General features: G+C 61.1%; 25 protein-coding genes. 7 read left to right on the top strand and 18 right to left on the bottom strand.

The window, feature by feature from the left end; all coding sequences use genetic code 11:
• The first annotated feature begins 51 nt into the window (after positions 1-51).
• A complete protein-coding gene (locus tag NKH38_RS07670) occupies positions 52-2,022 on the top strand; it encodes a CHASE2 domain-containing protein (RefSeq protein WP_196814981.1) in 1,971 nt (656 codons plus the stop codon).
• A gap of 88 nt (positions 2,023-2,110) precedes the next feature.
• Here NKH38_RS07670 and NKH38_RS07665 read toward each other — a convergent pair whose 3' ends face one another.
• The 5 genes from NKH38_RS07665 to NKH38_RS07645 all read right to left on the bottom strand — a co-directional run bounded on the left by NKH38_RS07665 (position 2,111) and on the right by NKH38_RS07645 (position 5,279).
• Positions 2,111-3,085: a L,D-transpeptidase family protein gene (locus tag NKH38_RS07665; RefSeq protein WP_023691458.1), complete on the bottom strand. Its 975-nt coding sequence runs from the start codon at positions 3,083-3,085 to the stop codon at positions 2,111-2,113.
• A 313-nt stretch (positions 3,086-3,398) separates the two neighbouring features.
• Positions 3,399-3,653 carry a hypothetical protein gene (locus NKH38_RS07660; RefSeq protein ID WP_023699977.1) on the bottom strand — a complete coding sequence of 85 codons (255 nt, stop codon included), beginning with the start codon at positions 3,651-3,653 and terminating at the stop codon, positions 3,399-3,401.
• A 223-nt stretch (positions 3,654-3,876) separates the two neighbouring features.
• Positions 3,877-4,080: a hypothetical protein gene (locus NKH38_RS07655; protein WP_023667962.1), complete on the bottom strand. Its 204-nt coding sequence runs from the start codon at positions 4,078-4,080 to the stop codon at positions 3,877-3,879.
• Between the two features lie 289 nt (positions 4,081-4,369).
• Entirely contained in the window at positions 4,370-4,792 is a 423-nt protein-coding gene (locus tag NKH38_RS07650; protein WP_352761710.1) for a substrate binding domain-containing protein, read from the bottom strand.
• Entirely contained in the window at positions 4,719-5,279 is a 561-nt protein-coding gene (locus NKH38_RS07645) for a LysR family transcriptional regulator (protein ID WP_352761712.1), read from the bottom strand. Before NKH38_RS07645 ends, NKH38_RS07650 begins: the two co-directional genes overlap by 74 nt.
• Before the next feature lie 176 nt (positions 5,280-5,455).
• Here NKH38_RS07645 and NKH38_RS07640 point away from each other — a divergent pair, with 176 nt between their 5' ends.
• The 5 genes from NKH38_RS07640 (at position 5,456) to NKH38_RS07620 (ending at position 11,390) form a co-directional block, all read left to right on the top strand.
• Positions 5,456-6,658: an MFS transporter gene (locus tag NKH38_RS07640; protein WP_352761714.1), complete on the top strand. Its 1,203-nt coding sequence runs from the start codon at positions 5,456-5,458 to the stop codon at positions 6,656-6,658.
• A 299-nt stretch (positions 6,659-6,957) separates the two neighbouring features.
• Positions 6,958-7,785, top strand: a complete 828-nt coding sequence (locus NKH38_RS07635; protein WP_502896598.1) for a transporter substrate-binding domain-containing protein — start codon at positions 6,958-6,960, stop codon at positions 7,783-7,785.
• Between the two features lie 143 nt (positions 7,786-7,928).
• On the top strand, positions 7,929-9,209 hold the full coding sequence (locus NKH38_RS07630; RefSeq protein WP_352761716.1) for an NAD(P)/FAD-dependent oxidoreductase: 1,281 nt from the start codon (positions 7,929-7,931) through the stop codon (positions 9,207-9,209).
• A gap of 19 nt (positions 9,210-9,228) precedes the next feature.
• Positions 9,229-10,200: an amino acid ABC transporter permease gene (locus NKH38_RS07625; protein ID WP_023687785.1), complete on the top strand. Its 972-nt coding sequence runs from the start codon at positions 9,229-9,231 to the stop codon at positions 10,198-10,200.
• Between the two features lie 626 nt (positions 10,201-10,826).
• Entirely contained in the window at positions 10,827-11,390 is a 564-nt protein-coding gene (locus NKH38_RS07620; RefSeq protein WP_023681087.1) for a sigma-70 family RNA polymerase sigma factor, read from the top strand.
• On the opposite strand, the gene NKH38_RS07615 is transcribed toward NKH38_RS07620, so the two are convergent.
• The 11 genes from NKH38_RS07615 to NKH38_RS07565 form a co-directional block, all read right to left on the bottom strand.
• Positions 11,391-11,567, bottom strand: coding sequence for a hypothetical protein (locus NKH38_RS07615; protein ID WP_352761719.1), 177 nt, complete (start codon positions 11,565-11,567; stop codon positions 11,391-11,393).
• 142 nt (positions 11,568-11,709) lie between these two features.
• On the bottom strand, positions 11,710-11,928 hold the full coding sequence (locus NKH38_RS07610) for a hypothetical protein (RefSeq protein ID WP_023681089.1): 219 nt from the start codon (positions 11,926-11,928) through the stop codon (positions 11,710-11,712).
• 73 nt (positions 11,929-12,001) lie between these two features.
• Positions 12,002-12,904: a class I SAM-dependent methyltransferase gene (locus NKH38_RS07605; RefSeq protein ID WP_352761721.1), complete on the bottom strand. Its 903-nt coding sequence runs from the start codon at positions 12,902-12,904 to the stop codon at positions 12,002-12,004.
• A 4-nt stretch (positions 12,905-12,908) separates the two neighbouring features.
• Positions 12,909-13,886 carry a GNAT family N-acetyltransferase gene (locus NKH38_RS07600; RefSeq protein WP_352761723.1) on the bottom strand — a complete coding sequence of 326 codons (978 nt, stop codon included), beginning with the start codon at positions 13,884-13,886 and terminating at the stop codon, positions 12,909-12,911.
• Positions 13,887-13,894: 8 nt separating this feature from the next.
• On the bottom strand, positions 13,895-15,022 hold the full coding sequence (locus NKH38_RS07595) for a glycosyltransferase (RefSeq protein ID WP_352761725.1): 1,128 nt from the start codon (positions 15,020-15,022) through the stop codon (positions 13,895-13,897).
• 36 nt (positions 15,023-15,058) lie between these two features.
• The gene (locus NKH38_RS07590) at positions 15,059-15,991 is read right to left on the bottom strand and encodes a glycoside hydrolase 5 family protein (protein WP_023699985.1); all 933 of its coding nucleotides are present in this window, start codon (positions 15,989-15,991) and stop codon (positions 15,059-15,061) included.
• Positions 15,984-16,745 (bottom strand): TIGR04290 family methyltransferase, encoded by a 762-nt coding sequence (locus NKH38_RS07585; RefSeq protein WP_023733222.1) that lies wholly within the window; start codon positions 16,743-16,745, stop codon positions 15,984-15,986. Before NKH38_RS07585 ends, NKH38_RS07590 begins: the two co-directional genes overlap by 8 nt.
• A gap of 3 nt (positions 16,746-16,748) precedes the next feature.
• On the bottom strand, positions 16,749-17,552 hold the full coding sequence (locus tag NKH38_RS07580) for a sugar phosphate nucleotidyltransferase (RefSeq protein WP_352761728.1): 804 nt from the start codon (positions 17,550-17,552) through the stop codon (positions 16,749-16,751).
• Positions 17,552-18,652: a CgeB family protein gene (locus tag NKH38_RS07575; protein ID WP_023714676.1), complete on the bottom strand. Its 1,101-nt coding sequence runs from the start codon at positions 18,650-18,652 to the stop codon at positions 17,552-17,554. The genes NKH38_RS07580 and NKH38_RS07575 overlap by 1 nt, the downstream gene beginning before the upstream one ends.
• A gap of 14 nt (positions 18,653-18,666) precedes the next feature.
• Complete coding sequence (locus tag NKH38_RS07570; RefSeq protein ID WP_023667978.1) at positions 18,667-19,263, bottom strand: histidine phosphatase family protein; 597 nt, start codon at positions 19,261-19,263, stop codon at positions 18,667-18,669.
• Positions 19,260-20,363, bottom strand: a complete 1,104-nt coding sequence (locus tag NKH38_RS07565) for an inositol-3-phosphate synthase (protein ID WP_023681094.1) — start codon at positions 20,361-20,363, stop codon at positions 19,260-19,262. The genes NKH38_RS07570 and NKH38_RS07565 overlap by 4 nt, the downstream gene beginning before the upstream one ends.
• Positions 20,364-20,448: 85 nt before the next feature.
• On the opposite strand from NKH38_RS07565, the gene NKH38_RS07560 reads away from it, so the two are divergent.
• The gene (locus NKH38_RS07560; RefSeq protein ID WP_352761731.1) at positions 20,449-22,263 is read left to right on the top strand and encodes a hypothetical protein; all 1,815 of its coding nucleotides are present in this window, start codon (positions 20,449-20,451) and stop codon (positions 22,261-22,263) included.
• Positions 22,264-22,271: 8 nt separating this feature from the next.
• On the opposite strand, the gene NKH38_RS07555 is transcribed toward NKH38_RS07560, so the two are convergent.
• Positions 22,272-22,457: a hypothetical protein gene (locus NKH38_RS07555; RefSeq protein WP_023667982.1), complete on the bottom strand. Its 186-nt coding sequence runs from the start codon at positions 22,455-22,457 to the stop codon at positions 22,272-22,274.
• A gap of 94 nt (positions 22,458-22,551) precedes the next feature.
• A complete protein-coding gene (locus tag NKH38_RS07550; protein WP_023681096.1) occupies positions 22,552-23,592 on the bottom strand; it encodes a UDP-glucuronic acid decarboxylase family protein in 1,041 nt (346 codons plus the stop codon).
• Between the last annotated feature and the right edge of the window lie 12 nt (positions 23,593-23,604).

The following is a 23,604-nucleotide window of genomic DNA, read 5'->3' as shown; positions in this document are numbered from 1 at the left end:
TGGGCTGATTGGCGGCAAGCCGGCAGGCGCAAAATATCCGGCCTTTTGGTCGTGCTCCTGCTGCTCGCTTGCCATTTGGCTTTTGACGGGCCGTTGTCGCGCCTGCGTGAGCGGACGTACGACTTTTATCAGTTTCTCGCCCCACGCCAGGCGACGAGCAATCCTGTCGTGATCGTCTCGATAGACGACGACAGCCTCAAGGCACATGGGCGATGGCCCTGGAACCGTGGCCTCTTGGCCGATCTGGTCGATGGCATCACGCAATCCGGCGCGGCGGTGGTCGGGCTTGCGCTGGTACTCCCCGAGGCTGACACCTCGCCTGAGGGCATGGCCGGAGACAAGCGCCTGGCAGCGGCGCTGTCCAAAAATCGAACGGCTCTTGCCGTCAGCCTGGGCAATGAAGCGACGGTTTCAGAAGCAGAACCCAAAGCCGGCTGGTCGATCGTCGGGCAAGTACCCGATACACTTCCCGGCTTCACCGGTCTTACCGGGTCGCTTGCCGAATTCTCGAACGCCGCCGCAGGCCTAGGCGTGATTCGCACCTTGCCCGATCCCGACGGCGTACTGCGCCATGTGCCGCTGCTCTGGCTTCGCAACACCCCTCAACGCGCGCAGCTGTGGCCGTCTTTCGCACTCGAGCTCCTGCGCCTTTACGCTGGACAGGACGGTTACACAGCCCGGATGAATGCAGCCGGGTTCGACGCACTCAGGATGGCAGGCGCCATTGTGCCGCTCGAGCCGGAGGGGAGCATCCGCCTCTGGGAAACCGCCACCGACACGCCTCGCCTGTCTGCCAGCACTATCCTTTCGGGCCATGGCGATCCGCGGCTGCGGGACGCCATCGCCATTGTCGACCTGTCGGCTGTGGGCCTGACGCAGTACCTGCCCACGCCGACGAGTCCAGCGCGACCAGGAGCGGAGATCCACGCCGATGCGATCGGCCAGATGCTTGCCGGGCGCTTCCTGGCAGAGCCAGCGCACGCGCGTATGCTCGAGCGGCTCTGGTTTCTCCTCAGTGCCGTCGTTTTCATCGGGGTTTCCGGAGTGCTCGCCGGGCGTGTCGTGCTTGGCGCCCTCTCCCTGGCGCTGCTGGCCGTCACGCCGTTCGTGTTCGGCGCTCTCGAGTACAGCCTGCAAGGTGCACTCTATGACCCGCTGCAGCCGGCGCTTGCAACCATCATGGTTGCGGGCTTCGAAGGCTATGTCCTCTACAGGCGCAGCGAGCAGCGCCGGTCCACCCTGACGCGACAGTTCTCCCAATATCTGTCGCCCTCCGTGGTGCAGCGCCTCGCAAGCTCGGACACCGAGGCAATCCTGTCCGGCGAGAAGCGCGAGATCACCATTTTGATCAGCGACATACGTGGCTTCACGACCATGAGCGAACAGCTCGACACCCAAGAGATCGCCAAGGTGGTCAACCATTTCCTCGGCATTGCGACCGATGAGATCCTCAAGCGCGACGGCACCATCGACAAGTTCATGGGCGATGCGGTGCTGGCCTTCTGGAACGCACCGCTAGATCAACCCGATCATCGTGAGCGTGCGCTCGACGCGGGCCTGGCCCTTATCGAGCGGGTGAGGCGCGAAGACGCCGCCTTCACCGCGGATGGCCATCGCTCCATCGAAATCGGCGTCGCCATCGAGACCGGCATCTGCTCGGTAGGCAATTTCGGCTCCGAACGGCGCTTCGATTACACCGCGATCGGCTCCCCCGTGAACCGCGCGGCACGGCTCGAATCGACGACCAAGAAGCTGGGCATCCCCCTGGTGCTTGGACCCGGCTTTGCGGCAGGAGCATCGATGCCGGTCGTCCAGGCGGGCGCCTTTGAGCTCCAGGGTTTCAAGGGCGAGGTGCCGGTTTTCACCGTTCCGGAGATGCAAGCTGCTCAACAAGGTATGAGCCGCGAAGTAGAGAGCCAACGTGGTGAGCAATCTGGCGCCCCCGCCATGGTGGTTGGTTCGCCGCCATCCGTGCAAATGGCGCCGCTTGACCTGACACCCCGAACCCGGAGCATCCGCTGATCGGATCCAGCGGATCGCAAGATGCGATTGTCACGGGCACAGACGGACATCTCGTTTCGGCGACCATCGAGGGATGCGACGGCTTGCGTCACTCGTCCTTGAAAGTCACCTTCATATGTTTGTGCACCATTGAGGCGAGGTCCTCGGCATCCCAGTTCGTTAGCCTGATGCAGCCGTGAGAGAAGGTCTTCCCGATCTTGCCGGGTTCGGGCGTGCCGTGAATGCCGTAGCTTTCGATGGAGAGGTCGATCCAGATTGATCCCACGGGATTGTTAGGGCCGGCAGCAATGGTGAAGGGCCGCTTGGTTTTGACTCCCTTGAATGCAAAATCGGGATCGTAGTGATAGGTCGGGTTGTGCACCACCCTTTGGATCTCTGCCTGCCCACTTGGTGCCGGCTTCTCGTCGCTCCCGATCGAGGCAGGGTAGACGGCAAGCGCTTTATTGGAGGGGTCGAGCACGCGCACCTGATGAGCGCCTTTGTCGACTTCGACGCCGGCAATGGTGGCGGGAGGTTCACCCCGGCCAACATCTGGTACCAGCAGCGTGGTTCCAGCTTTCCTGAATCCGGTGCCTGGGTTTAGCCTCCTGAGCAATGGTTCGCTCACATGGAAGCGCTCCGCCAGCTTCTCGATCGAGTCGTGATAGCCAAGCCTTCTCAGGCGAGCCATCCTCTCCATGCGCCCCGGAATGCGTTTGGTGAAGGGGCCGCGTACATCTTTGCGGGTCAGTTCATAGGTGATCAGAGCTGGGCTGGTGGAGGTTGCCATCAGCTTGTCCCAAGTCGCCTGGGTGAGCTTGCCATCTGGCGCCAGTCCGTTCGACGCCTGGAAGGCCTTGACCGCCTTGGCGAAGTTCTCTCCAAGGCGGCCGTCGATGAGCCCCGGTGAGAAGCGCGCACGATCCAAAAAAATTTGCGCCTTCAGCACGGCAGGATCGAGCCCTTTCGGATCGCCGGCGGAGAATTGCGCCTGATTTACCGCGGCTAGGTCCAGCTTGGCCGCCTCCGTCCCGCCGCATGCGAAGGCGAGTGCAATGGCGAGGAGGAGAAGGAGCCTGATCATCGATTTCACTCCTTACGTTAAATCGCACCTGATCTGCTTCTATGACGCGCTGTGGCAGATCTGGTTCCATTCGCCGGTAGGGGATCATAGGCAACCAGCCTTACGCTGCCGACCGGTCCGAGACGTTTGATGCCCATGCCTTGCCCCTCACGAGAGGCGTTGCTGGCCGCGCAGATCGGCAGTGTAAAAATGGTCTGGCCATGTTGACGTGAGCTTCTACCTTCAAACTGCCCACTACCTGGACCGGCAGTCAAATGGTCTCAGGGCAGCAAGTGAGGAGATGCGCTGGGAACCGGCTTATCGGGCGGGTATTCTATTGATCTTCGGTATCGATAGATCCATGTTCCGTCGTCACTGTGATCGCGTTGTCGCCCGCGATTGCTCTAGCGTATTCGAAGCGCTCCAACTTCTGTTCTGCCGACAGGCCTTTGAACATCGCGGTGGCCGAGTTCGTGATTTTGAAGTCGCCGCAACTCGGACAGCGAAACTCCCGGATGTCGCCAACTGTCTCCGAATTAACGAGTGCCTGCTCATCTGTGATAGGGCAAATTGCGGCCATCCAAGCCATCGTGGTCCTCCGTCCTAAGGCCGTCCTCGATTACCCAAAAGGCATCGTCGAGTGCAAAATCCATTCTACCGACGCTCACCCCACTAGAGTACTCCACCGAGTAGATTGCGCTCTCCACTCTCCAACCCGGAATGTCGATTAAAGCCGAGTTCCTCGGCGAGCGATTTGCTGGTGAGCGGTAGGCGCTCTCGCTCAGGAGCCTCTCCCAAACGATCGGAGATGTTCATGTAGCGTCGGGCAGGACCGAAGGGCCGGAACGTGGCGTTTTCATCTCTTCGGCAATCACCAGTAGCGCCTCCAGAGCGACGGCGATCCCCGACATCACCGTACTTATGTCTGCGCTGCCGCCGAGCGTCGAAAGTTCGGCCGCTCGCGTTTGCATGCTTTGGCTCAGCTCTTGTAACTTCAGGCGCAGTTCGTCATCCATGTATGTTCTCCAAGCTTGACGCTGGAGGAACGCGCCTGCTTACAACCCGTTCCGCCGGTAGCCGCAGAGAACCAGAGACACCGCAGATGCTACAACTCGCGCTGTGGCGGCGCTTAGGATGGGCGGTGGATTGAGCCTCAGCGACTGACCGTCGGCAAATAGCGGATGCTTCAGTCTCGAAAAGGTGCTGGACGGCTCGATATGCACCGCCCCTTGGCCCTGGGTGCTGGTCCCATGCACAGTAAGGCCGTGCAAGTGCGCGCGGCCTCTGGGCTCAACATTCCAGTCGTCATGGTCCAAAGTTGTCCCAAGGTGGGTTCTCACCAAAGTGGGCGGCGAGAAGCGTCACGAAGCTTTGAACTTTGGCAGAAAGATGCCTTCTTGACGGGTACATCGCGTAGATCGACCGGCTTACCGGCTTGAACTGGGGCATCACTGTCTCCAGTTGGCCCGAACGAATGGCTTCTCCAACAAGGAAAGTGGGGCAAAGTACTATGCCTGCTCCACCCAGCGCCGCATCGCGCAGGAGCTGCCCGTTCGTTGCCGTCATCCGTGCAGTGATTTTTACCGCCACTTCCCCCTTTGGTCCGTCGAACCGCCATTTTCCGCGGCTGGCGCGCAACGCGTAGTCCAGACAATCATGGTCGTGGAGATCCGACGGCTTTGTGGGACGCCCGCGTCTGTCCAGATAATCGCGCGAAGCGCAGACCACCTCGCGTGAAGGCGCGATTCGGCGAGCAACCAGATTGGAAACCGTGAGTGGAGCGATTTACCGCGACATCCAGGCCCTCTTCCACGATGTCAACCACACGGTCGTCCAACACCAACTCAACCGACACCTCCGGGTAGACCGCGAGATATTCTGCAACGACTCTCCCAAGGTGCATCGCGCCGAAGGAGATCGGCGCGCTGACACGCAGTGAGCCGGTGGGACGTGTCTTGCTCTCGGCCGCGCTCGTACGAACTTCCTCGACATCCTCGATTATGCGCAGACTGCGCTCGTAGACGGAGGCGCCGAGCTCTGTCAGGCTTATGCGCCGGGTCGTCCGGTTGAGAAGGCGTGCGCCAAGCCACTCTTCCAGCATCTGGACATGTTTGCTCACGGCCGCTGGCGATAGTCGCATCCGCTTGGCCGCTCCAGCGAAGCTGCCTTCACCGACGACGTTGGCAAACACGGTCATGCTGGTCAGCCGGTCCAACTGCAATCACCTCTTTCATTCACGTTTCGTGAATTCACCATCCATATCTCCCTCAATTATCAATCCGCAGTGGACAGATTATCTGAAACCAGGCCGGGATCAATTGCCCGATCCGTCTCTCTAACGTTTGCCCGAAACGTTGGCGTCGAGTGCCTTCTCGCGGGCTGGAGGTGATCATGTCTCTGACCAAAGCAGCCCTTCGGGAGAAACAGGGAGCCACTTTTCGCATGTGGCTCTCCGTGCTCACTGTATCGCTGGGTATTTTTTCGATGATCACTGCGGAGCAACTCCCTGTGGGGCTGATTCCGGCAATTTCTTCCGAGTTGAATGTCTCTATTGGGAGTGGCGGTCTCACGGTGACGATACCCGGCGTAATTGCGGCGTTCGCTTCTATCGGTTTGCCGTTGGCAGTGGGGAGGCTCGACCGGCGTATTCTGATGGCGGGCCTGCTCGCGGTAATGGCTGCGGCGAGCGTGATTTCAGCGCTCGCAACGAACTTTCCCGTTCTGCTCGCGTCCAGGCTGCTCGTCGGGATCACCATCGGTGGCTTTTGGGCGATAGCCGGAAGCATCGCAGTACGCCTTGTTCCTGGACCGTCCGTGCCGCGCGCCATGACTACTGTCTTCGGCGGTGTAAGTGCCGCTGCGGTGCTGGGCGTGCCGGCCGGCACGATCATCGGTGATCTAGTCGGCTGGCGCGGCGCGTTCTGGTCTCTCGCCGGCCTGAGCTTTGCCATACTGCTCGCCGCCCTGCTTGTGCTTCCGAAGCTGGAGGCGGCGCAGCCTGTGGAGGTGAAAGCCCTGCGTGCGCAATTGCGCAATCCCGCCCTCCTGTCGGGCGTGGTTGCGACCGCACTGCTGGTGGCTGCCCACTACGGTGCCTACACTTTCGTGAGCCCGGTGTTGCTGGAGGTCTCGGGCGTCACTGCAGGGAGCATAGGTTGGTTACTGTTGGGGTATGGCATTCTCGGAATGATTGGCAACGCCGTCGCAGGCGTCTGGGCCGCCAAATCCGTCGGTCGCACATTGGCCTGCATCGTCATTGGGCTCGGCGCCACGCTGGCTCTCTTCCCGTTGCTCGGGGTCACGCCGCTCACAGGAACCATCCTGCTGCTGGTGTGGGGCTTCGCGTATGGCGCGGCGCCCATCACGCTGCAGACGTGGGTGCTGAGTGCAGCACCAGAAAGCGCGGAGACCGCGACGGCCATCTACTGCTTCACTTTCAATCTTGCCATCTCCGTGGGTACCCTAGCGACCAGTCAGATCGTCGACACGATGGGCGTGAACAGGGTCCTCTGGGTCGACTCCGCCATCATCCTGCTGGTGCTGCTGCCGGTGTGCCGCGCACCCATGCTTAACCGGAACATCGGAAACTCGTAGACAGCAAGCCATCCTGTGCCGCCCATCTGGCAATGATGTGATAGGTTGAAGTAGATCTTCGTTTCCTCTGTCTTGAAAGTCACGCGCGTCACATCAAACGCGGGTTCCGCCGCACCGTGCGGGTGCCGATGCTTTGCGCCCCCGGAGGACAACTGGCTACTTGAAAAAGGACTTGATCCCCTCGTCGATATGTGTGCTGATATGAGATCGATCTCATGCCGCGCTCTCAATTGCTGTTTCTCTACGAGAGCGCGCTCTGGGAAGCATATGTCTGAATGACGATGAAGAGGGAGGTTCAAGTGAGGAAATTGATCGCGTGGCTGACCTTGGCCACTACCACGCTCGCGTTCGCGTCTGCGGCCTCGGCGGGTGAAACCATCGACCGGGTTACCTCGAAGAAGGCAATGGTGGTCGCCACAAACAGCGGTTGGCCGCCGCAGAGTTTCCTCGACGACAGCAATCAGTTGGTCGGCTTCGATATCGACGTCTCGAAGGAGATCGCAAGGCGCCTCGGTGTGGAGGTCAGTTTCGACACGCCGGACTGGGCGACGATGACGGGCGGCCATTGGCAGGGACGCTACGATCTGGGTGTCGGCTCGGTGACGCCGACCAAAGCGCGGGCCAAGGTGATCGATTTCGAAGGCATCTATTATTATAGCCCCTACGTTTACGTGGTTCACAAGGACAGCCCGGCCAAATCGGTCGCCGACCTGAACGGTAAGATCATCGGCGTCGAGACCGCCACCACGTCGGAGGATTTCATCCGCAGACAACTCGAGATCGATGCTCCCGGCCTGCCGCCCATCGAATACAAGCTGGAGCCCGGTGAGATCAGGACTTTCGCCGACTCAATGCTGCCGTTCGACGATTTGAGGCTCGGCGACGGCGTGCGCCTCAACGCGGTCATCGCACCAGAACAGACGGCTCAGAACGCGATAAAGAACGGCTACCCGTTGCGTGTCCTGGAAGGCGGCTATGCCTTCCGTGAGCCACTGGTGGTGATCGCGGAAAAAGGTGATGCCGAGTGGAATGCCAAGATCGGCGGCATTCTCGACGAGATGAAGAAGGACGGTACCCTCGCGAAACTGACCACCAAGTGGTACGGCAAGGATTACAGCTCTGACTGAGAGGCATCGTGGATAAAGCTTGGGCGGGGTGCATTCAATTGAACATCCCGCTCCATCTGTTTTGTTTCAGCCGCATTTCCACGACACCGGGCGGCTCCGCCTGCCTGCAAAATGCTCTAGTGCCGCCACCTCATCTATTGATCATGACATGTCCTGACACCTATTACCGACGCACGCTTGCCGACAACACCATCAGGCCGCCGCTGAGCGGCGTTTCCGAGTGCGAGACAGTCGTTGTCGGCGGCGGACTGGCCGGCCTGACGACGGCGTTGCAGCTGGCTCGCGCCGGCCAGCAGGTCGTCGTTCTTGAGGCGCAGCGGATAGGCTTCGGCGCCTCCGGTCGCAATGGCGGCTTCGTCAATCCCGGTTTCGCCACCGGCACCGACAACATCGCCGCGATGGCCGGCGTCGACGCGGCACAAAAACTGCACCGCCTGTCCATCGAAGGCGTCGACTTCGTGCGGCAGACGATCCGCGATCTAGACATCAAGGCGGCAGAGCCGCGCTCCGGTATATTGAGCGTGCTTCGCCACGATGGCGGCGCCGCGCTCAAGGCATATGCGGAGCAACTGGCGCGGGATTTCGACTATCGGCTCGACTATCTCGATCGCGACCAGGTGCGAGCGGTGCTGAATTCCGATCGCTACCACCAAGGTTTGCGCGATCCCAGCGCCTTCCACATGCATCCGCTTAACTATCTGCGCGCCGTTGCGGGCGAGATCGAACGGCTGGGCGGCAGGATATACGAGAGAACGGCTGCCGTTGAAGCCAACCTTGACGGCGCCGAAAAGATCTTGCGCACCGACAGCGGCGAAGTGCGCGCCCGCCTGGCCGTAGTTGCCACCGGCGGATATACGGGCCCACTGGTCGGCCGGCTGCAGCGGGCATTTCTGCCTATCGCCACTTACGTTATGGTGAGCGAGGAGGCGCCTGACCTCATCGCCAAGGCGATTACGACGACCGACGCCGTCGGCGATAACCGTCGCGCAGGCGATTATTACCGTGTTGTCGAAGACGGCAGGCGGCTGCTCTGGGGAGGGCGCATCACCACCCGGGCAGCCTCATCGGGCGTGTTGGCGAGGCAATTGCGCCGTGAGATGGTCACCACTTATCCGCAGCTCGAACACCTCAAGACCGAACTCGCCTGGTCCGGGCTCATGTCTTATGCCCGGCACATGATGCCCCAGATAGGCCCGTTGCAGCCGGGCGTCTGGTACCTCACGGCTTTTGGTGGCCATGGCATCAACACCACGGCGATCGCCGGCAAGTTGATCGCCGAAGCCATACTGGGACAATCGGACCGCTACCGGCTGTTCACACCCTTCGGCCTTGCCTGGGCGGGCGGCCCGGCTGGACTTGCGGTTGCGCAACTCACCTACTGGAAGCTGCAGGCGCAGGATTGGTGGCGCGAGCGGGCCCGCTGACCGCAGGGAGATCGAAGACGTGATCGGCCGACTATTGCTCAACCACCCGGACGCGGCGCGCCGCGTTGGCGTATTCTTCGTGCTCGCCGCCATCGCCGCCGGCCTGTATGGGCTCGGCATCAAAGCCAGTTGGCTCGGCAAGCTCGTTCCGGGGTCGGTCGAGTGGCTCGCCGCCAACCCGGACGTCGGGCGGGCGGTCTCGGCGGTGCTGATCGCATTGATCTTGGTGGCGAACTGGAACGCGCTGCGGTATCTCAGCCGCAAACAGCAGATTGTGGCAGTTTGGATAGAGCTGTTCGTGTTGCTAATGTTGTTTTTCTATTCCTTCGACCTGTCCTTCGCGTTCATCGCCAAGAAGATCGGCTTCCTCGTCTCGAAGGGTGTGGTGACGACCCTCTACATTTCGGCCATTTCGATCGCCATCGCCACCCTCATCGCCTTCGTTGGCGCCATCGCCAAACTTTCCCGCAACGGCGTGGTCTATGGCTTGGCGACCTTCTATACCTCTCTGTTTCGTGGCTTGCCGTTGTTGATGCAGATCTACATCATCTATCTCGGCCTGCCGCAGATTGGCTACGTGATCGGCGCCGTGCCGGCCGGCATCATGGCGCTGTCGCTCTGCTACGGCGCGTACATGACCGAGATCTTCCGCGCCGGCATCGAAAGCATCTCGCGCGGCCAGACCGAGGGTGCTACGGCACTCGGCCTTAGCGCTAACCAGACGATGTTCCTGGTCATCCTGCCGCAGGCGATGCGGGTCATCGTGCCGCCGACCGGCAACCAGTTCATTGCGATGCTGAAGGATTCTTCGCTGGTCTCGGTGGTCGGGGTCTGGGAGATCATGTATCTCGCACGCACGCAGGGCCAGACCGAGTTCCGCCACATCGAGATGCTCATCACCGCCTCAATGATCTATTGGCTGCTCTCGATGGGGCTCGAGTTCCTGCAGTCGCGGATCGAAGACCGGTTCGGGCGCTCACTCAAGCGCTGATCGTCATCCGTGATTTTCGCCAAAGCGAGTTGCACAGCACCGCAACAGCCAGCTTCGGAGAGCAGCTGCAGATTGTACGCCACAGCACGCCGTTCGGCGACGCCGTCAAGGGTGAATCAACCCGGTATTTCATCGGCTTAGCCTGATCGGAGGGCAGAATAGAGCAAGTGCTGGACGAGCATGTTCGTTGGCCGACTGCCCGGCAACTTCGACCGATTGCTGGATTTCACCCGCGCCAACAAATCGATAAAATCAACGACTTTAACATATCCTCCGGGCCAACCATTATCGCTATGTATCGATGGTAGCCGAGTTCGCCAAGTGGTTCGCCAATAGGTTTGTCAGGCAGTGGTTTGCGCGTTGCCAGCCGCACGACTCGGTCCATGCCCTGCACAGCCAAACGCACCGGCGAGGCTTCCCGGGAATGAAGCTCGGCATGGTGTTTCGTTCCCTTGAAGTGGGCGTGTTTGGGGGAAGACCGTAGTCGGCGCGTTCGCGCCCGATGGAATTTTCGAAGAGTTGTTTCCAACGGCGGGAACGAACCAAACTTCCATGCATTTAGCTCTGGCTTCGTTCATTCACTCTTTCTTCTGGGAGCTGGACCATTGTCATCCGGAGGCTATCTCTTGGCCGACCAACAAACCAATGACGTTTCCATCGTTGATCTGATACCTGCCCTGCGGGCTTTCGCGCGCACCTTCTGCCGCGTTCCAGACGATGCCGACGATCTGGTGCAGGAAACGTTGACCAAAGGGCTCGCCAACATCGACAAGTTCGAACCCGGTACACGCATGAAGTCGTGGCTCTTCACCATCATGCGCAACACCTACTACACCCGGATCAAGATCGCTGCACGGGAAGCGCCAGGCCTTCTCGACTGCGCGTCTTCGAGACCGATTTCGGAAGCTACCCAGGAATGGACCGTTCAGAGCAAGGAAGTTCACGGCGCCATCCAAAAGCTGCCCGAACATCAGCGCGAGGTGCTGATGCTGATCGGCGTTTTAGGAGTGGGCTACGAGGAAACCGCCGAAATCTGCGGCTGCGCGGTAGGGACGGTCAAGAGCCGGCTGAACCGTGCCCGCGCCAACATCCTTGAGCTACTCGGGGAGAGCTCTCTGCAGACATTGATAGAGAGACGAAATCAGCTGTCGGATGGTCAGCTCGATATAGAGGTCGACAACCGCAGATAGTCAGCTCTTCACGTCTCGCCGACGCTTCTCGACGAGAGCGTTTTGCAATTCGATCGCCAGCTTGGAGAGGCGGTCCGGTATCTTTTCCTGCTCTATGGCGGCCAGGAGGGAAGCAATCTCCTGATCCACTGCCATCTCGACAACCAGATCCGTGGTATCGTCGCTCGAATGAGACATCACGTTCTCTTGATAGCATCCCTAGATCCAAGTCTGATGATGAGCGCTCGGCACTACAAGGCGTTGTCGACCGCCGAGAGGCTCACCGGCGGCCCTTGCACAGTTTTTCCTCCGTGCCGCGGCAAGACGCGGCGCGGTGGCGTCAGTCCTTCAGCAACCGGTTTGCGGCGTGATCCTGAAATTGATCGGACTTGATTCGATTGCCGTCCAGCCCGCGCTCTCGGCCATGTTGCTTCCTGTCGCGGTTGGACAAAACCGCGTTTTCCTCGATCTTGTCCTTGTCCAAGGTGGTCATTGCGCCGGCGCCGGCACCTTTGCCTTGGCTGCCTTGGCCGAAATGCTTTTTGCCGCCGGATGCCATGATCTCCTCCTTCGAATCCAGGACACCGATCGGTGCCGACGCCCGAACCGGCATCGCGCTGTAATGTTCCGTCTCACCCAGCAAGCAGGAAGGCGTCGCCATCCCATGACCGAAACGGCTTCTCGCCGTCGATGACGACCCGCAATTGGTGAGCTTGCGCAAGACGGCCGATGTCGGCCCGGTCCAAAGAAAGCGATCCGCGATAAGAATAGTTCAGCAATGCGAGCCGGCCCGGCCGTTTGAGAACGCGCGCAATTTCATCGAAAAGCCGCTCAGCCATGCCGGCCAGGACCAGGTAGGGAAAGCTGTCGACCGCCAACACGCAATCGAAACTGTCGTCGTCGAAGTCGGCCAGATCGAGACCGGAGGTTTGGCGCAGTTCGACATTGCCGAGCGCTTCGCATTGCTCGGAGGCGATAGAGATCATCCGCGATGATATGTCGATGCCGACCATCCGCTTGAAGGAATTGGACAGCGCGCGCTCGAAACGTCCGATGCCGCAACCGATGTCGAGAATGTCTCGTTCAATTCCGGTGAATTCTCGCGCCTCGAGCCATTCAACGATTTCGTCGGTCATGGCTGTCAGCCGCCCGTCATCGCCAAGGGATCCTAACTGGACACTTGCGGCTGTCGAAATTGCTGCCGCGGCATCAAAACTCGAGGCCAGCCGCGTGACGACGGCAATATCCGTCTCGCCGTTACCGCGTTCATGCCGAACGGCGCCGCCTGTCGCTCGCAAAGTGGCAAGGACGCCCGGTCTGTGGCGCAGCAGTCCAGCGACCTTTCGCAGTCTTTCAGCATCGCCGGTATCCGCAGGACGGACTTTCAGCACGAACTCCGCCAATTCCGCCGCTTCAATTGTGGGCGGCAGGTGAAGCGCCAGCCTGACGAGAACAGCTTCGGCGCAGGCACCATCGGCCATGCAATCTTCGACCGCCCGTCTGACCGATGTCCGGCGCTGCGCGTGCACACTCATGACATCAACTCCGCGTCCAGATCCTCCGCATCGTCCACCTGTCGACGGCGCCCCAGCCATATTTGTAGGCCTCCTGACCGCGCAGGAAGTCGAACTCGCGCGCATCTTCGCGGATCGACTCCGCGATCGCGTGGCCGATCAGGATCGCACCTGGGCTCTCCTCGGCATAAGCAGGATCTAGGCCGCCGAGATAGGCATAGGCGCGGCCGCGGTGGTGAAATCCGTAATAGGCGGCGACAGTCGTGCCATCGATCGCGAGCAACCAGCATCGGACCAGACCGTGAGCATCGAGCAAGGGAAGTGAAAGCCCATGGAAGTGCTGCACGGCGGGGTCGGCCAATACACCACCTCCATGTCCAACCCAGCGTGCATGGTGCAGGCGGATCAATTGGTTCAGGAAGTTCTGATCGCCCCGGGCTGACGCCAACGCGAGCCGGCCGCGTCTGGACGCCGCTTGACGCGCCCGGCGCAACTGGCGCCTACGCCGAGCGGGAACGCAGCCGGCCAACGTTTCGTCGCCGGCAACAGCAAGCACGGGGCAGGCTGCATGAATTGCCGGCCTCTCGACCGTTAAACCGGGATGCGCGATCGTAAGACCGGCACTGTTTTGCGGCAGATCAGACAAGATCCATTGTGACCACCCGACGGAGCAGATCGTTTCGGCAATGGTGGCGACAACCGCCGCCTCGATATCCCGGACAGCCAGGATGTCCAGATAATCACTGAGCGAAATACCGACCGGAAGCAGCTTCGAACCGGCCGTTCCATGCTCGAGATAGAGTGGCGCCAGCCCGACCAGATCGCCGCCACGCCAGACCGCAACTGTCGCCAGTTCACCGGGTGCGAATGCGCGCCACCATGGCACCAGCCAAGCGGGGGATTGGAACGGCGTCGCAGAGGAGCTCTGCTCCCATAGTTTCCACCAGTGCGGCGTCAAGGCATCGAATTTTACGGGGTCATCGATGATTTCGCTGCGCAACACTGCTTTTCTCACGGTGCCGCTGCGAAGCGCCGGCAATCTGTGCCAAGTTGTGCCAGCGCCTGATAGGCAGCCATATACGACGAGATCATCCGTTCCAGCGAAAACCGCCGTCGCGCCTCCACCCGGCACGCCTCGGCGTCCAGGCTGGGCGCCGCAAGAATGGCTTGGGCCATCTCGTCGACTGTGTTGACGAGAAAGCCCGTCCTGCCGTGCTCGATGACATCCGCAAGCGCACCATTCGGGAATGCGACCACCGGGGTACCGCAGGCGAGGGCTTCCATGGCGACAAGCGAGCTTGTCTCGGCGGCGAGGCTTGGAATGACCAGACAGCGGGCTGCGTTGAGAAAGCGCCTCTTGGCGTTAAAACCGAGCGGGCCCAGGAAGCGGCGGCGAGCATCAAGACGGGATTGGACCTCGTCGCGAAAGTAGCGCGTATGTGTTTCGTAGGGGTAGACCTTGCCGCCGATGACCAGGGGCACGCCCGCCTGTTTGGCCGCGTCCAGGGCCAGGTGAATGCCCTTTTCCGGGCAGACCCGGCTGAGAACCAGGGCAAAGTCTCGCTTCGGCTGCACCAGGCTCAGTGCTTCGATGTCAACGCCGTTGGGAATCGGCGCCACCAGTCTGGCCTCTGGTGGCGCCGTTTGCTGCTGGGTGGGCGAGACCGCATGGAGCCACAGGTCGTCGCGCGTCGGTCGCAGAGCCTCGGCCGGATACCAGTCCAAGGGCAGGTGGAGGCTCACCAGGGTCGGACCATCGTCGGGCAGATAGGCATGAAAATCGATGCCGTGCAGATGAACCACATCGATCGGCCATCGGGCGCGGGCAGCGGCGATCGCTTTGCGATGAGCCTGCTGCGCGCGGCTCTTCGCCGCCTCGTCGAGCACGCCGTTTTCAGCCGGTATTTCCACAAGGGTACCGCTCGCGCTGGAGCCGCGGCAGCCAATGACGATAGAGCGGTGGCCGGCGCGAACCAGCCCCCGATCGAGCATCGACAGAACCTGTTCGGCACCGCCGACAGCATCGGGTCCGACGGGTGCGAGAGGGTAGGCGACATTGAGGACAGTGAGCGCCGCGGCTGGTTGCGCCTCGGTCCCGTATGCCGCACCACCTGTCGATGATGCCGCTAATTCGTCCAATGTATCAGGCGTCTGATGCATGGCAGCATGACACTTTCACGCTGCCGAGGCCCGCCGCGTCGGGAGCGAAGCGGACGTCATGCCGGGCGCATAGCGGCGGATCATGGTTGCGCAGAATTCCGCGAACTCCTCCGGCGCCAGTGGCGGGCTGGTGTGGTGGGGCATCATTCCCCGATGCTGCGGTGTAAAGCAAAAGGTGACCGTCACGTCGAAATCGGCGAGTGCCTCCATCTGCCGGTCGAACCAGTCCAGCGCGTTCGGCCGGAAGCTGTCTGCCCAGGAAAGCCCCGTGCGCATATTGGTGACGCCCAGCCGCTTCATCCAGGCGACGGCATCGTCCAGCCGGGGGTCCTCGAAATGAAACCACTGCACCAGCCCCATTGCGGGCGTGTAGCGCAGGAACTCCTCCAGCGCAGGTTTTGGCGTACCGTCCTGGCGCAGCAGCCCCATGTGGAAATGTCGATAGTAAGAAGAGCCCTCCGCCTCGCGATGCCGCGTCGTTGCTTCCCATTCGCGCGGAAGATCGTAGAGGCTGTACCACTGGATGCGTGGTGCGTTGCCAATCAGCAACTCGGCGGTGCGCTTGAGCCCCCAAACCTGGATTTCTTCCGCGCCGAAGGTCGATACGCCGACTTCGCTGACCCAGATGGGAAGGTTGGTGACGGTCGCGATCTCGCCGATCTTCTGTGGCCATTCGTGGATCTGCCACAGGTTCCAGTCGAGCGGAAAGCCGTGCACGGCGACGGCATCGACATGGTCCAGCACGCCGAATTCCTTCATGCGGGTGATAAAGCCCGGATCTATCGGCGAGATGCCACCGAGTACTTTCGTCAAAGACGGGTTCTCCGACGCGATTGCGTCAGCCGACAAGATCGCCATCCTGGCAAAGCGGCTCCAATCGGGATCGAGCTCTGGGTCCCAATGCGATTTGTTGTTGGGCTCGTTCCAGATCATGGCGGCTTCAATCATGGAGCTGTCCTTTCGAGGGGTAGATGGCGCCGCCGCCGGCCGGGTCCCCGGCTGCGCGGCAGAAATAGACCTCCTGCTCGGGGTGCAGAACGATCTCGAAACCGGCGCTGCGCAGCATCGCTTCGGTGCAGGCGCGGTTTGGAATCCACCAGTTGGTGGGATCGTCGGCATAGCGGTGCTCGATGAAATGCAGCTTGGGAAACTGCGGCTGGTCGAACAGGTCATGCGTCCAGAAATGATAGTTTTCTTCCAACTCGGGCAGATCCGCGCTGCCGCGCTGCATGGACTGGAAGATCATCAGGTCACGGGCGACATGTTCGCGGATCAGGTCGAGCGCGAGCAAGGGGTGGCGCAAATGGTAAAGCACTCCCATGAACAGCACGACATCGAACGTCTCGCGCAGCGAGCCGACGTCGTAGACCGAAAGCTTCTGGAATTCGATCTCGCAATCGGCAACCTCGGCGGCAAAGCGAGCCTGCGCCAGGTAGGCGTCATCGAAATCGATGCCGAGGACACGGTCAGCACCTCGCCGTTTCATCTCGATGGAGTAAAATCCTGCATTGCAGCCGATATCGAGTACGGCCTTGCCCCTCAGATCAGCGGGAATGGCATTGGCAAATTTGCGCCATTTGATCAGCGGGTAGTTGCCCAGAAAATGGTTGGGAGCGGTTTCGACGCCGGCAAGTTCCATGTTGTGGAACCATGGGCCGAGCGCATCGATGCGGCGGCGGATTTCGGCATGGGAATGCAGCATGGCTCAGGCTCCTTCGCCAGGAACGACGGGTACATGCGACTGCGCGCCGGGCATGATCATGGTGGGCCGGCGCTGCGCGGATGAGGCGTCGTTTTCAAGCAACCGCAGAGCTGTTCGATAGCCGTTGAAAGTGCCGACATCGACATAGTCCGACCCAGCCCTGACACCAAAAGCTGTACCGCCGGCCGCAATATAGGCGTTGACCAAAGTGCCGATATATTCGTCACTGCGCTCGCGCTCACGCCAGAGTGCCGCAAGCTGATGCAGGATATGGCCCGGCATCTTGAACGCACCCCAAATCCAGTTCGTGGCGGCATCCTGTCGTTTGACCTGGATTTCGATCACGCGCTCGTGGACGTCGGTGACGACGGCGTCGAAGAATTCCGGCTGATCCACCGGGAAAAGCAGAAATGAGAGCTGATCGTCGGGCAAATGGCGGAAACCGTCCTCGGGAAACCAGATCGTATCGGGAAGGCCGACCAGGACGACCTCGTCGGGCGCGACGAGGGGCGCCGCCCGGAAGATCGCATCGCACAGACCGACGGGGTTCGGCTGCACCACGAAGAGAGCCGCCGCGTCACCGTAGCCGGCGGCGTAGTATTCAAGGATGTCGGATTTGCCCGATCCGATGATGAAGCAAATCTTGTCGACGCCGGCCTGCACCATGCGCCGTACCAGATACTCGCTCACGGCGCAGGGACGCTCGGTCTGTCCATCGATCCGGCTACCGACCGGCAGCAGCTCTTTCGAGAAGCCGAGCGGCTGAATGCGGCTGCCGCGCCCGGCAGCGGGTACGATGCCCAACATCAAACCGCTTCCCTCATCGGTTCGCCGGGAGATCTTTGAAAGGCATCGTTCAGGATGCGATCCAGTTCCGCCGCGCGCCGTGCGGAAGTGTGTTCGCCCAAGACCCGGTCGCGGGCACGCCTTCGAATGCCGTCGAGCTCGCGCTCCGGCAATCGCAATGCGGCGACCACATCATCGGTGTCATGCGCCAACAAGATTTCGCGGCCGGGTTCGAAAAATTCGGCCAGGCCCGGCCATGCATCGGTGACGATGGCAGCCCCACACGCGGCCGCTTCGAAGAGCCGTCCCGACGGGCACCAGCCCTTTTGCGCCATCGCCTCCCGGGTGACGTTCAATGTAAGGCGAGATGATGAGAAGAAAGCCGGATGATCGGCGGGCGGAAGATGCCTGACAAAGAAGATATTGTCGCTCCATGGGAATTCCTGCGGATATTGCGCGCCGCCAATGATGAAGCGGTGGTCAGGCAGGCGCGCGGCCGGGCGGACCAGCAGCTTTTCGACGCCGGCCTGGCGATCCGCCGCGTAGGTTCCGAGATAGGACAGATCACCGGCGAATTCGGCCCGCTTCTCTGCCGGCCGGTGTTGGTCGGGATCGACATGCCCATAGAGCGGCACCACGTGACGCGCGCCCAAAACCGACTTAAGCGCCTCGATCGCAGAGCCGCCGGTGTAACTCAAAACGAGGTCGAAATCGGCGAGACCCTCAGGTCCGAAATAGGGCGGACGCTCGCCTTGCTCGATGCGGGCAAGCGTGACCGGAGTGTCGAGATCGTAGAAGACACGCAATCCGCGACCTGTCTGCTGCGCCAGCCGCGAGGCCTCCACGGCGTCGGCACAGTAGGAGGTGACGACGACGACATCCGCTTGCTTCATTGCCCGCTCCGCAACGCGACGGATGTCCTCCCAGTCCGGATAAATGACGACGTTGCCGCCATCGAGCCGATCGAGATCACGCGTCCCGGCATAGTAGGGGGTATCGCGTTCGAAGAAGGTGATGGACCATCCCAGCCGACCCAGGGCGCGGATCAGTCCCCGCCAGAGCGTGGCATGGCCGTTGCCCCATGATGATGTAACGGTGAGACCGAAAATGACCATCTGCATCCGGAAAGTCCTCGTCAGGCAGCTTCGTTCATTCGCAGGAGCTTGGAGCCCCAGTCACCCGACACGATCGTCGTGATCGAGGCTGGATCGATGTCGAAGCGGAAGCAGTCGCCGACCGGCAAGCCAAGCACCTTGCAGACGGCGGCTTTGATCACGTCGGCGTGGCTGACCAGGGCGACACACTGATTCGGATGCCGCTCGCGCACTGCGTTCATCAGTGCGACGATCCGCTCCTGGACATCCAGCATGGTCTCGCCGCTCGGTGTCCTGGCCTCCTGCCGCTGGTCGTTCCACGCCCGCCAGCCGGCGTCGCCGTTCAACTCGTCGAAGGTCTTTCCCGACCAATCGCCGAAATCGATCTCGTCGAGTTCGGCGCAGATCGCGATTTCACCGACGCCGCAGGCAAGCGCGATCGGCACGGCCGTCTCTTGCGTACGCTCACGCGGGCTGCACAAGATGGCTTCAATCGGCTCCCGGGCCATGCGGCCACCAAGATGCGCGGCCTGCGCCTTCCCAGCCTCGCCAAGGCAAACGCCGTCCATTCGTCCTGCAAGATAGGAGCCGACATTGTCGTGCGCTGCATGACGGATCAAAAAGAACGTTGTCGTCATTCCGCGGCATCCAGCAAAGGCTCGTCCTTGCCGGCGATGAAAGCGAGCGTGCGCTGCCGCGCTTCGGCGTCGGTGAACTGTTCGGGAGGCGACTTCATGAAATAGCTGCAGGGGCCGGTCAGTGCTCCCGCTATGCCGCGATCGAGCGCAAGCTTGGCGCAGCGTATCGCATCGATCACCACGCCGGCTGAATTTGGAGAATCCCAGACTTCCAGCTTGAGCTCGGCGTTGAGCGGCACGCCGCCGAAGGTCGTCCCTTCCACTCGGATATAGGCCCATTTGCGATCAGTCAGCCACGGTACGTGGTCGCTGGGTCCGACATGAATATTGCCCGGCTCCAGGGGAACATCGAACTGGCTGGCCACGGACTGGGTCTTGGAAATTTTCTTTGATTCCAGCCGCTCGCGTTCCAGCATGTTGAGGAAGTCGGTGTTGCCGCCGAAATTCAGCTGATAAGTGCGATCGATGCGCACGCCGCGCTCGCGGAAGAGATTGGCCAGCAGGCGGTGAACGATGGTCGCCCCGACCTGGCTCTTGATATCATCGCCGACCAGCGGCAGCCCTCGCTGCTCGAAGCGCCGGCGCCATTCCGGACGTGAGGCGATGAAAACGGGTATGCAGTTGACGAAGGCGCAGCCGGCCTCAAGCGCGCATTCGGCGTAGAAGCGCGTCGCCTCCTCGGAGCCCACCGGCAGGTAAGAGACCAGCACGTCGGCGCCGCTGTTGCGCAAGATTTCGCTGACGTCGGCAACCGGCTCCGGCGCCTCCTCGATTTCGTCGCGCAAGTATTTTCCGATGCCGTCAAGTGTCGGTCCGCGCTCGACGCGAACGCCGTTTGCCGCCGCATCGGCAAAGCGGAACGTGTTGTTCGGGGCGGCGTAGATTGCTTCAGCGACGTCGAGGCCAACCTTGCTCCTGGCGACGTCGAATGCGCAGACAATCTCGATGTCGTCGACATGGTAACCGCCGAGGTCGGCATGCATCAGCCCTGGGATTGGTTCGTTGCTTTTTGCGTGACGATAATAGGAGAGGCCCTGCACCAGGGAGGATGCGCAATTGCCGACCCCGACGATACCGACACGAACCTTTTTCGATCCCACGAAACTGCCGCCCTATGCTGTTCAAAGGTAAGTTCCTGCCGCCGAACCACCAGCGTGCCGGAATGTTCCTTGGCCTGCCGAAAAATTGCGCAAGACAGCATGGATCGAAGCAGCGCTCGCGGCGTTGCCGCAAGGCAAAGCATTGGAAAACCGATCGATGATCGTTTACGGCGACCAGAAGCGGAGGCAGAGCGCAGAACGGCTTCGCGAAGCTGCCAGCGAGATTGCTCAAAGTCTGGACCGCATGGCTCATGGCGTCCGACGCCATGCCGCGTTGGTCGGCCTATTCATCAGCGTATCGGAACTGGTTCGCGCGCTTGCCGATGTCGATTTCGAGGCCAGGGGCATCGACATCTTTTCGCCGCGGCAACAGCAAGGCGCCAGATTGCTGGTTGGTCTTGCGGCAGAGGTGGCGAAGTCGTGGCGAAGCGGTTTCGCCATGGGCGGTGGCATCGAGCCGGGACTTCTCCAACTGCTGGACGGGTTGGATTGCGAGGCTGAGGTTCTGACCGGTTCTGCCGAGGGTTACGCGCATTACGCGCTTTATCCCGAAAGCTATTTGGGAGCGGCGCAGGAGTCAGGTCTCGATGCGAACACATGCGTGATCGGCATCCGCAGCATCGGCCTGGGGCTTGCCGCCATAGTGGCTGCCGCGATTGGCGCGCCGGCGCCGTTCAGCGTTCGTCCGGTCGGCCATCCTTTCCGCAGGCACATCAATGCCGATCCGCGCTCGATCGCTTCCTGGAAGAACAATCCATCGACACGCTTCGCCGTTGTAGACGAAGGTCCCGGTCTGTCCGGCAGTTCGATGCACGCCGTCGTCGCGTGGCTGCGGGAACTGGGTATTGGTATGGACCGCATTCACCTGTTTCCCAGCCATCCTGGCAACCCGGGCACCGAAGCGTCACGGGAGGCCAGGGAGACATGGTCGCGCTGTCCGAAACATGTGGCGACGGCGCTCGAATGCACCTTCCCCGAAAGCTCGAACATTCCCTCTCTTACCGACTGGGTGGCCGAGGCGGTCGGCAGCCCCGAATTACGCCTGACCGAACTGTCTGGTGGCGAATGGAGGAGCGCCCACTACGTCGACGAAAAGCATTGGCCGCCGAGCCCGCGCGGCATCGAGCGGCGTAAATTCCTGGCGTCCGCGGGGTGTGGTCGCTGGCTCGTCAAGTTCGCCGGCCTCGGCGAAACCGGACGGAATAAGAAACGAACCGCGGAAATGTTGGGGAAAGCCGGGTTGGGGTCGCAAGTGGTCGGGCTTTGCCACGGCTTTCTGGTTGAACGGTGGATTGACGGCACCACGATGGACCAGGCGCCGCTGCCCAGAGGAAGGCTGGTCGCGGAGTTGACGCGCTATCTAGCCTGGCGGGCGCTCAATCTCCGAACCTGCGAACCGGGTGCATCATTGCTCGCACTCGCGGAAATGGCTGTTTCCAATACATCTGAAGCCCTGGGCGAGAACCGAGCGGCGACGTTGCGCCATTGGCTCTCGAAAAAAACCCCTGCGCATGTTCTGCAGCGGGTGGAAATCGACGGAAAGCTTCACGCGTGGGAGTTTCTCGTTTGTGCCGATGGCACGGTGGTCAAGACAGATGCGGTCGAGCATTGCCGGGCACACGATTTGATTGGCTGCCAGCCGATAGAGTGGGACATTGCCGGCGCCCGTGTCGAATATGGACTATCCGACAGCGATGTGACGACATTGGTCGAGGGGATGGGGCTCGATATTGACAATGGCCACATCGATTTTTTCGAACCCTGCTATTTGGCGTTCCAAATCGGGCTCTGGAGCACGGCTGCGCGATCCGAAAATGGGCAGGAAGAAGCAAGGCTGGCCGCGACGGCAGACCGATACAGGGCGGGGTTGATACGGTTCCTGGACGACTCTCAGGTGTAACGTTTCGATCAATCCAGCCTTCGCAGCATGTCTGCTTCCTGCTCGAGAATAGCGGCCACTTCCTCGCGCTGCAGATGCGTCATCATCAGGCTGACGCAGCACTCGAGATAGGTAATGGAGGAGCGCCGCAGATAGGCAGCCGCTTCGCGTTCGGCAATCTTGTCGACATCCTTCGCGGGTCGCTTGGGTTGCATGAGGATGATCCTCCGTATCGGGTCCCTCCCGCCAAACTACAAGGTTGGATGGATGTTCCGCACGATCTCCGGGCAGCTACGGCCGCGGCCCACGTCATGCAGGAAGGTTCTGCAGCCCGCCTGCGGGTCTCCTTTTGGCAAGGCCTGTCATCTGATCGCCGATGCCGGTGCCTTCGAGCGCCGCGAAATAATCGATCGTCAGCTTGAGCCCTTCGTTGAGCGGCACTCTCGGCGACCAGCCGAGCAGCGTTTTCGCACGCGAAATATCAGGCTGCCTGCGCCGAGGATCGTCTTGCGGCAGGGGCAGAAATTTCAGATCCGACTTGGTGCCGGTCATCGCCTTCACCAATGCCGCCAGTCGCACGATGGTGAATTCTCCGGGATTGCCCAGATTGACCGGCTTGCCCGGATTGGGATCGATGTTCATCAGGCGCATCAATCCATCAATCAAGTCGGACACATAGCAGAAGGATCGCGTCTGCTGGCCGTCGCCGAATATCGTCAGCGGACGCTTCTCGAGCGCCTGCATGATCAAATTCGAGACGATGCGACCGTCGGCGGGATCCATTCTCGGACCGTAGGTGTTGAAGATGCGCGCGACGCGGACGTCGGCCTTGCCGGCTCTTAGATAGTCGAAGCAAAGCGTTTCGGCGGTGCGCTTGCCCTCGTCGTAGCAGGCGCGTGGGCCGGTGCAGTTCACATGACCTACGTAATCCTCCCTTTGCGGGTGTTGTTCCGGATCGCCATACACTTCGCTCGTCGAGGCCTGCAGCAGTCGCGCGTCATTGCGGACAGCGAGTTCGAGCAGGTTGAGGGTTCCGATCACGCAGGTACGCGTGGTGTGTATCGGGTCGGCCTGATAACGCGGCGGTGAGGCGGCGCAGGCCAGGTTGAAGATGTGATCCACGGGCTCGCCGAGATCCAGTGGCCGGCAGATGTCCTGCTCGATCAACCGGAAACCCGGCCGGTCCATGATCGAGATGATGTTTTCCATGCGCCCGGTCAGAAAATTGTCGACGCAGATCACGCGCCAGCCGTTGCGGAGCAATACTTCGCAAAGATGCGAACCGAGGAAGCCCGCGCCGCCGGCAACAAGCACCGTCTTTGCCCTGTGCGCCTTTCTTGTCTGTCGCATCGCTGTTTTCTC

Origin of the sequence: Mesorhizobium sp. M1078, assembly GCF_040318615.1 — a bacterium.
Taxonomy (GTDB): Bacteria; Pseudomonadota; Alphaproteobacteria; order Rhizobiales; family Rhizobiaceae; genus Mesorhizobium.
The sequence above is the reverse complement of the archived record's forward strand: the minus strand, read 5'-3'. Positions and strand labels throughout refer to the sequence as shown.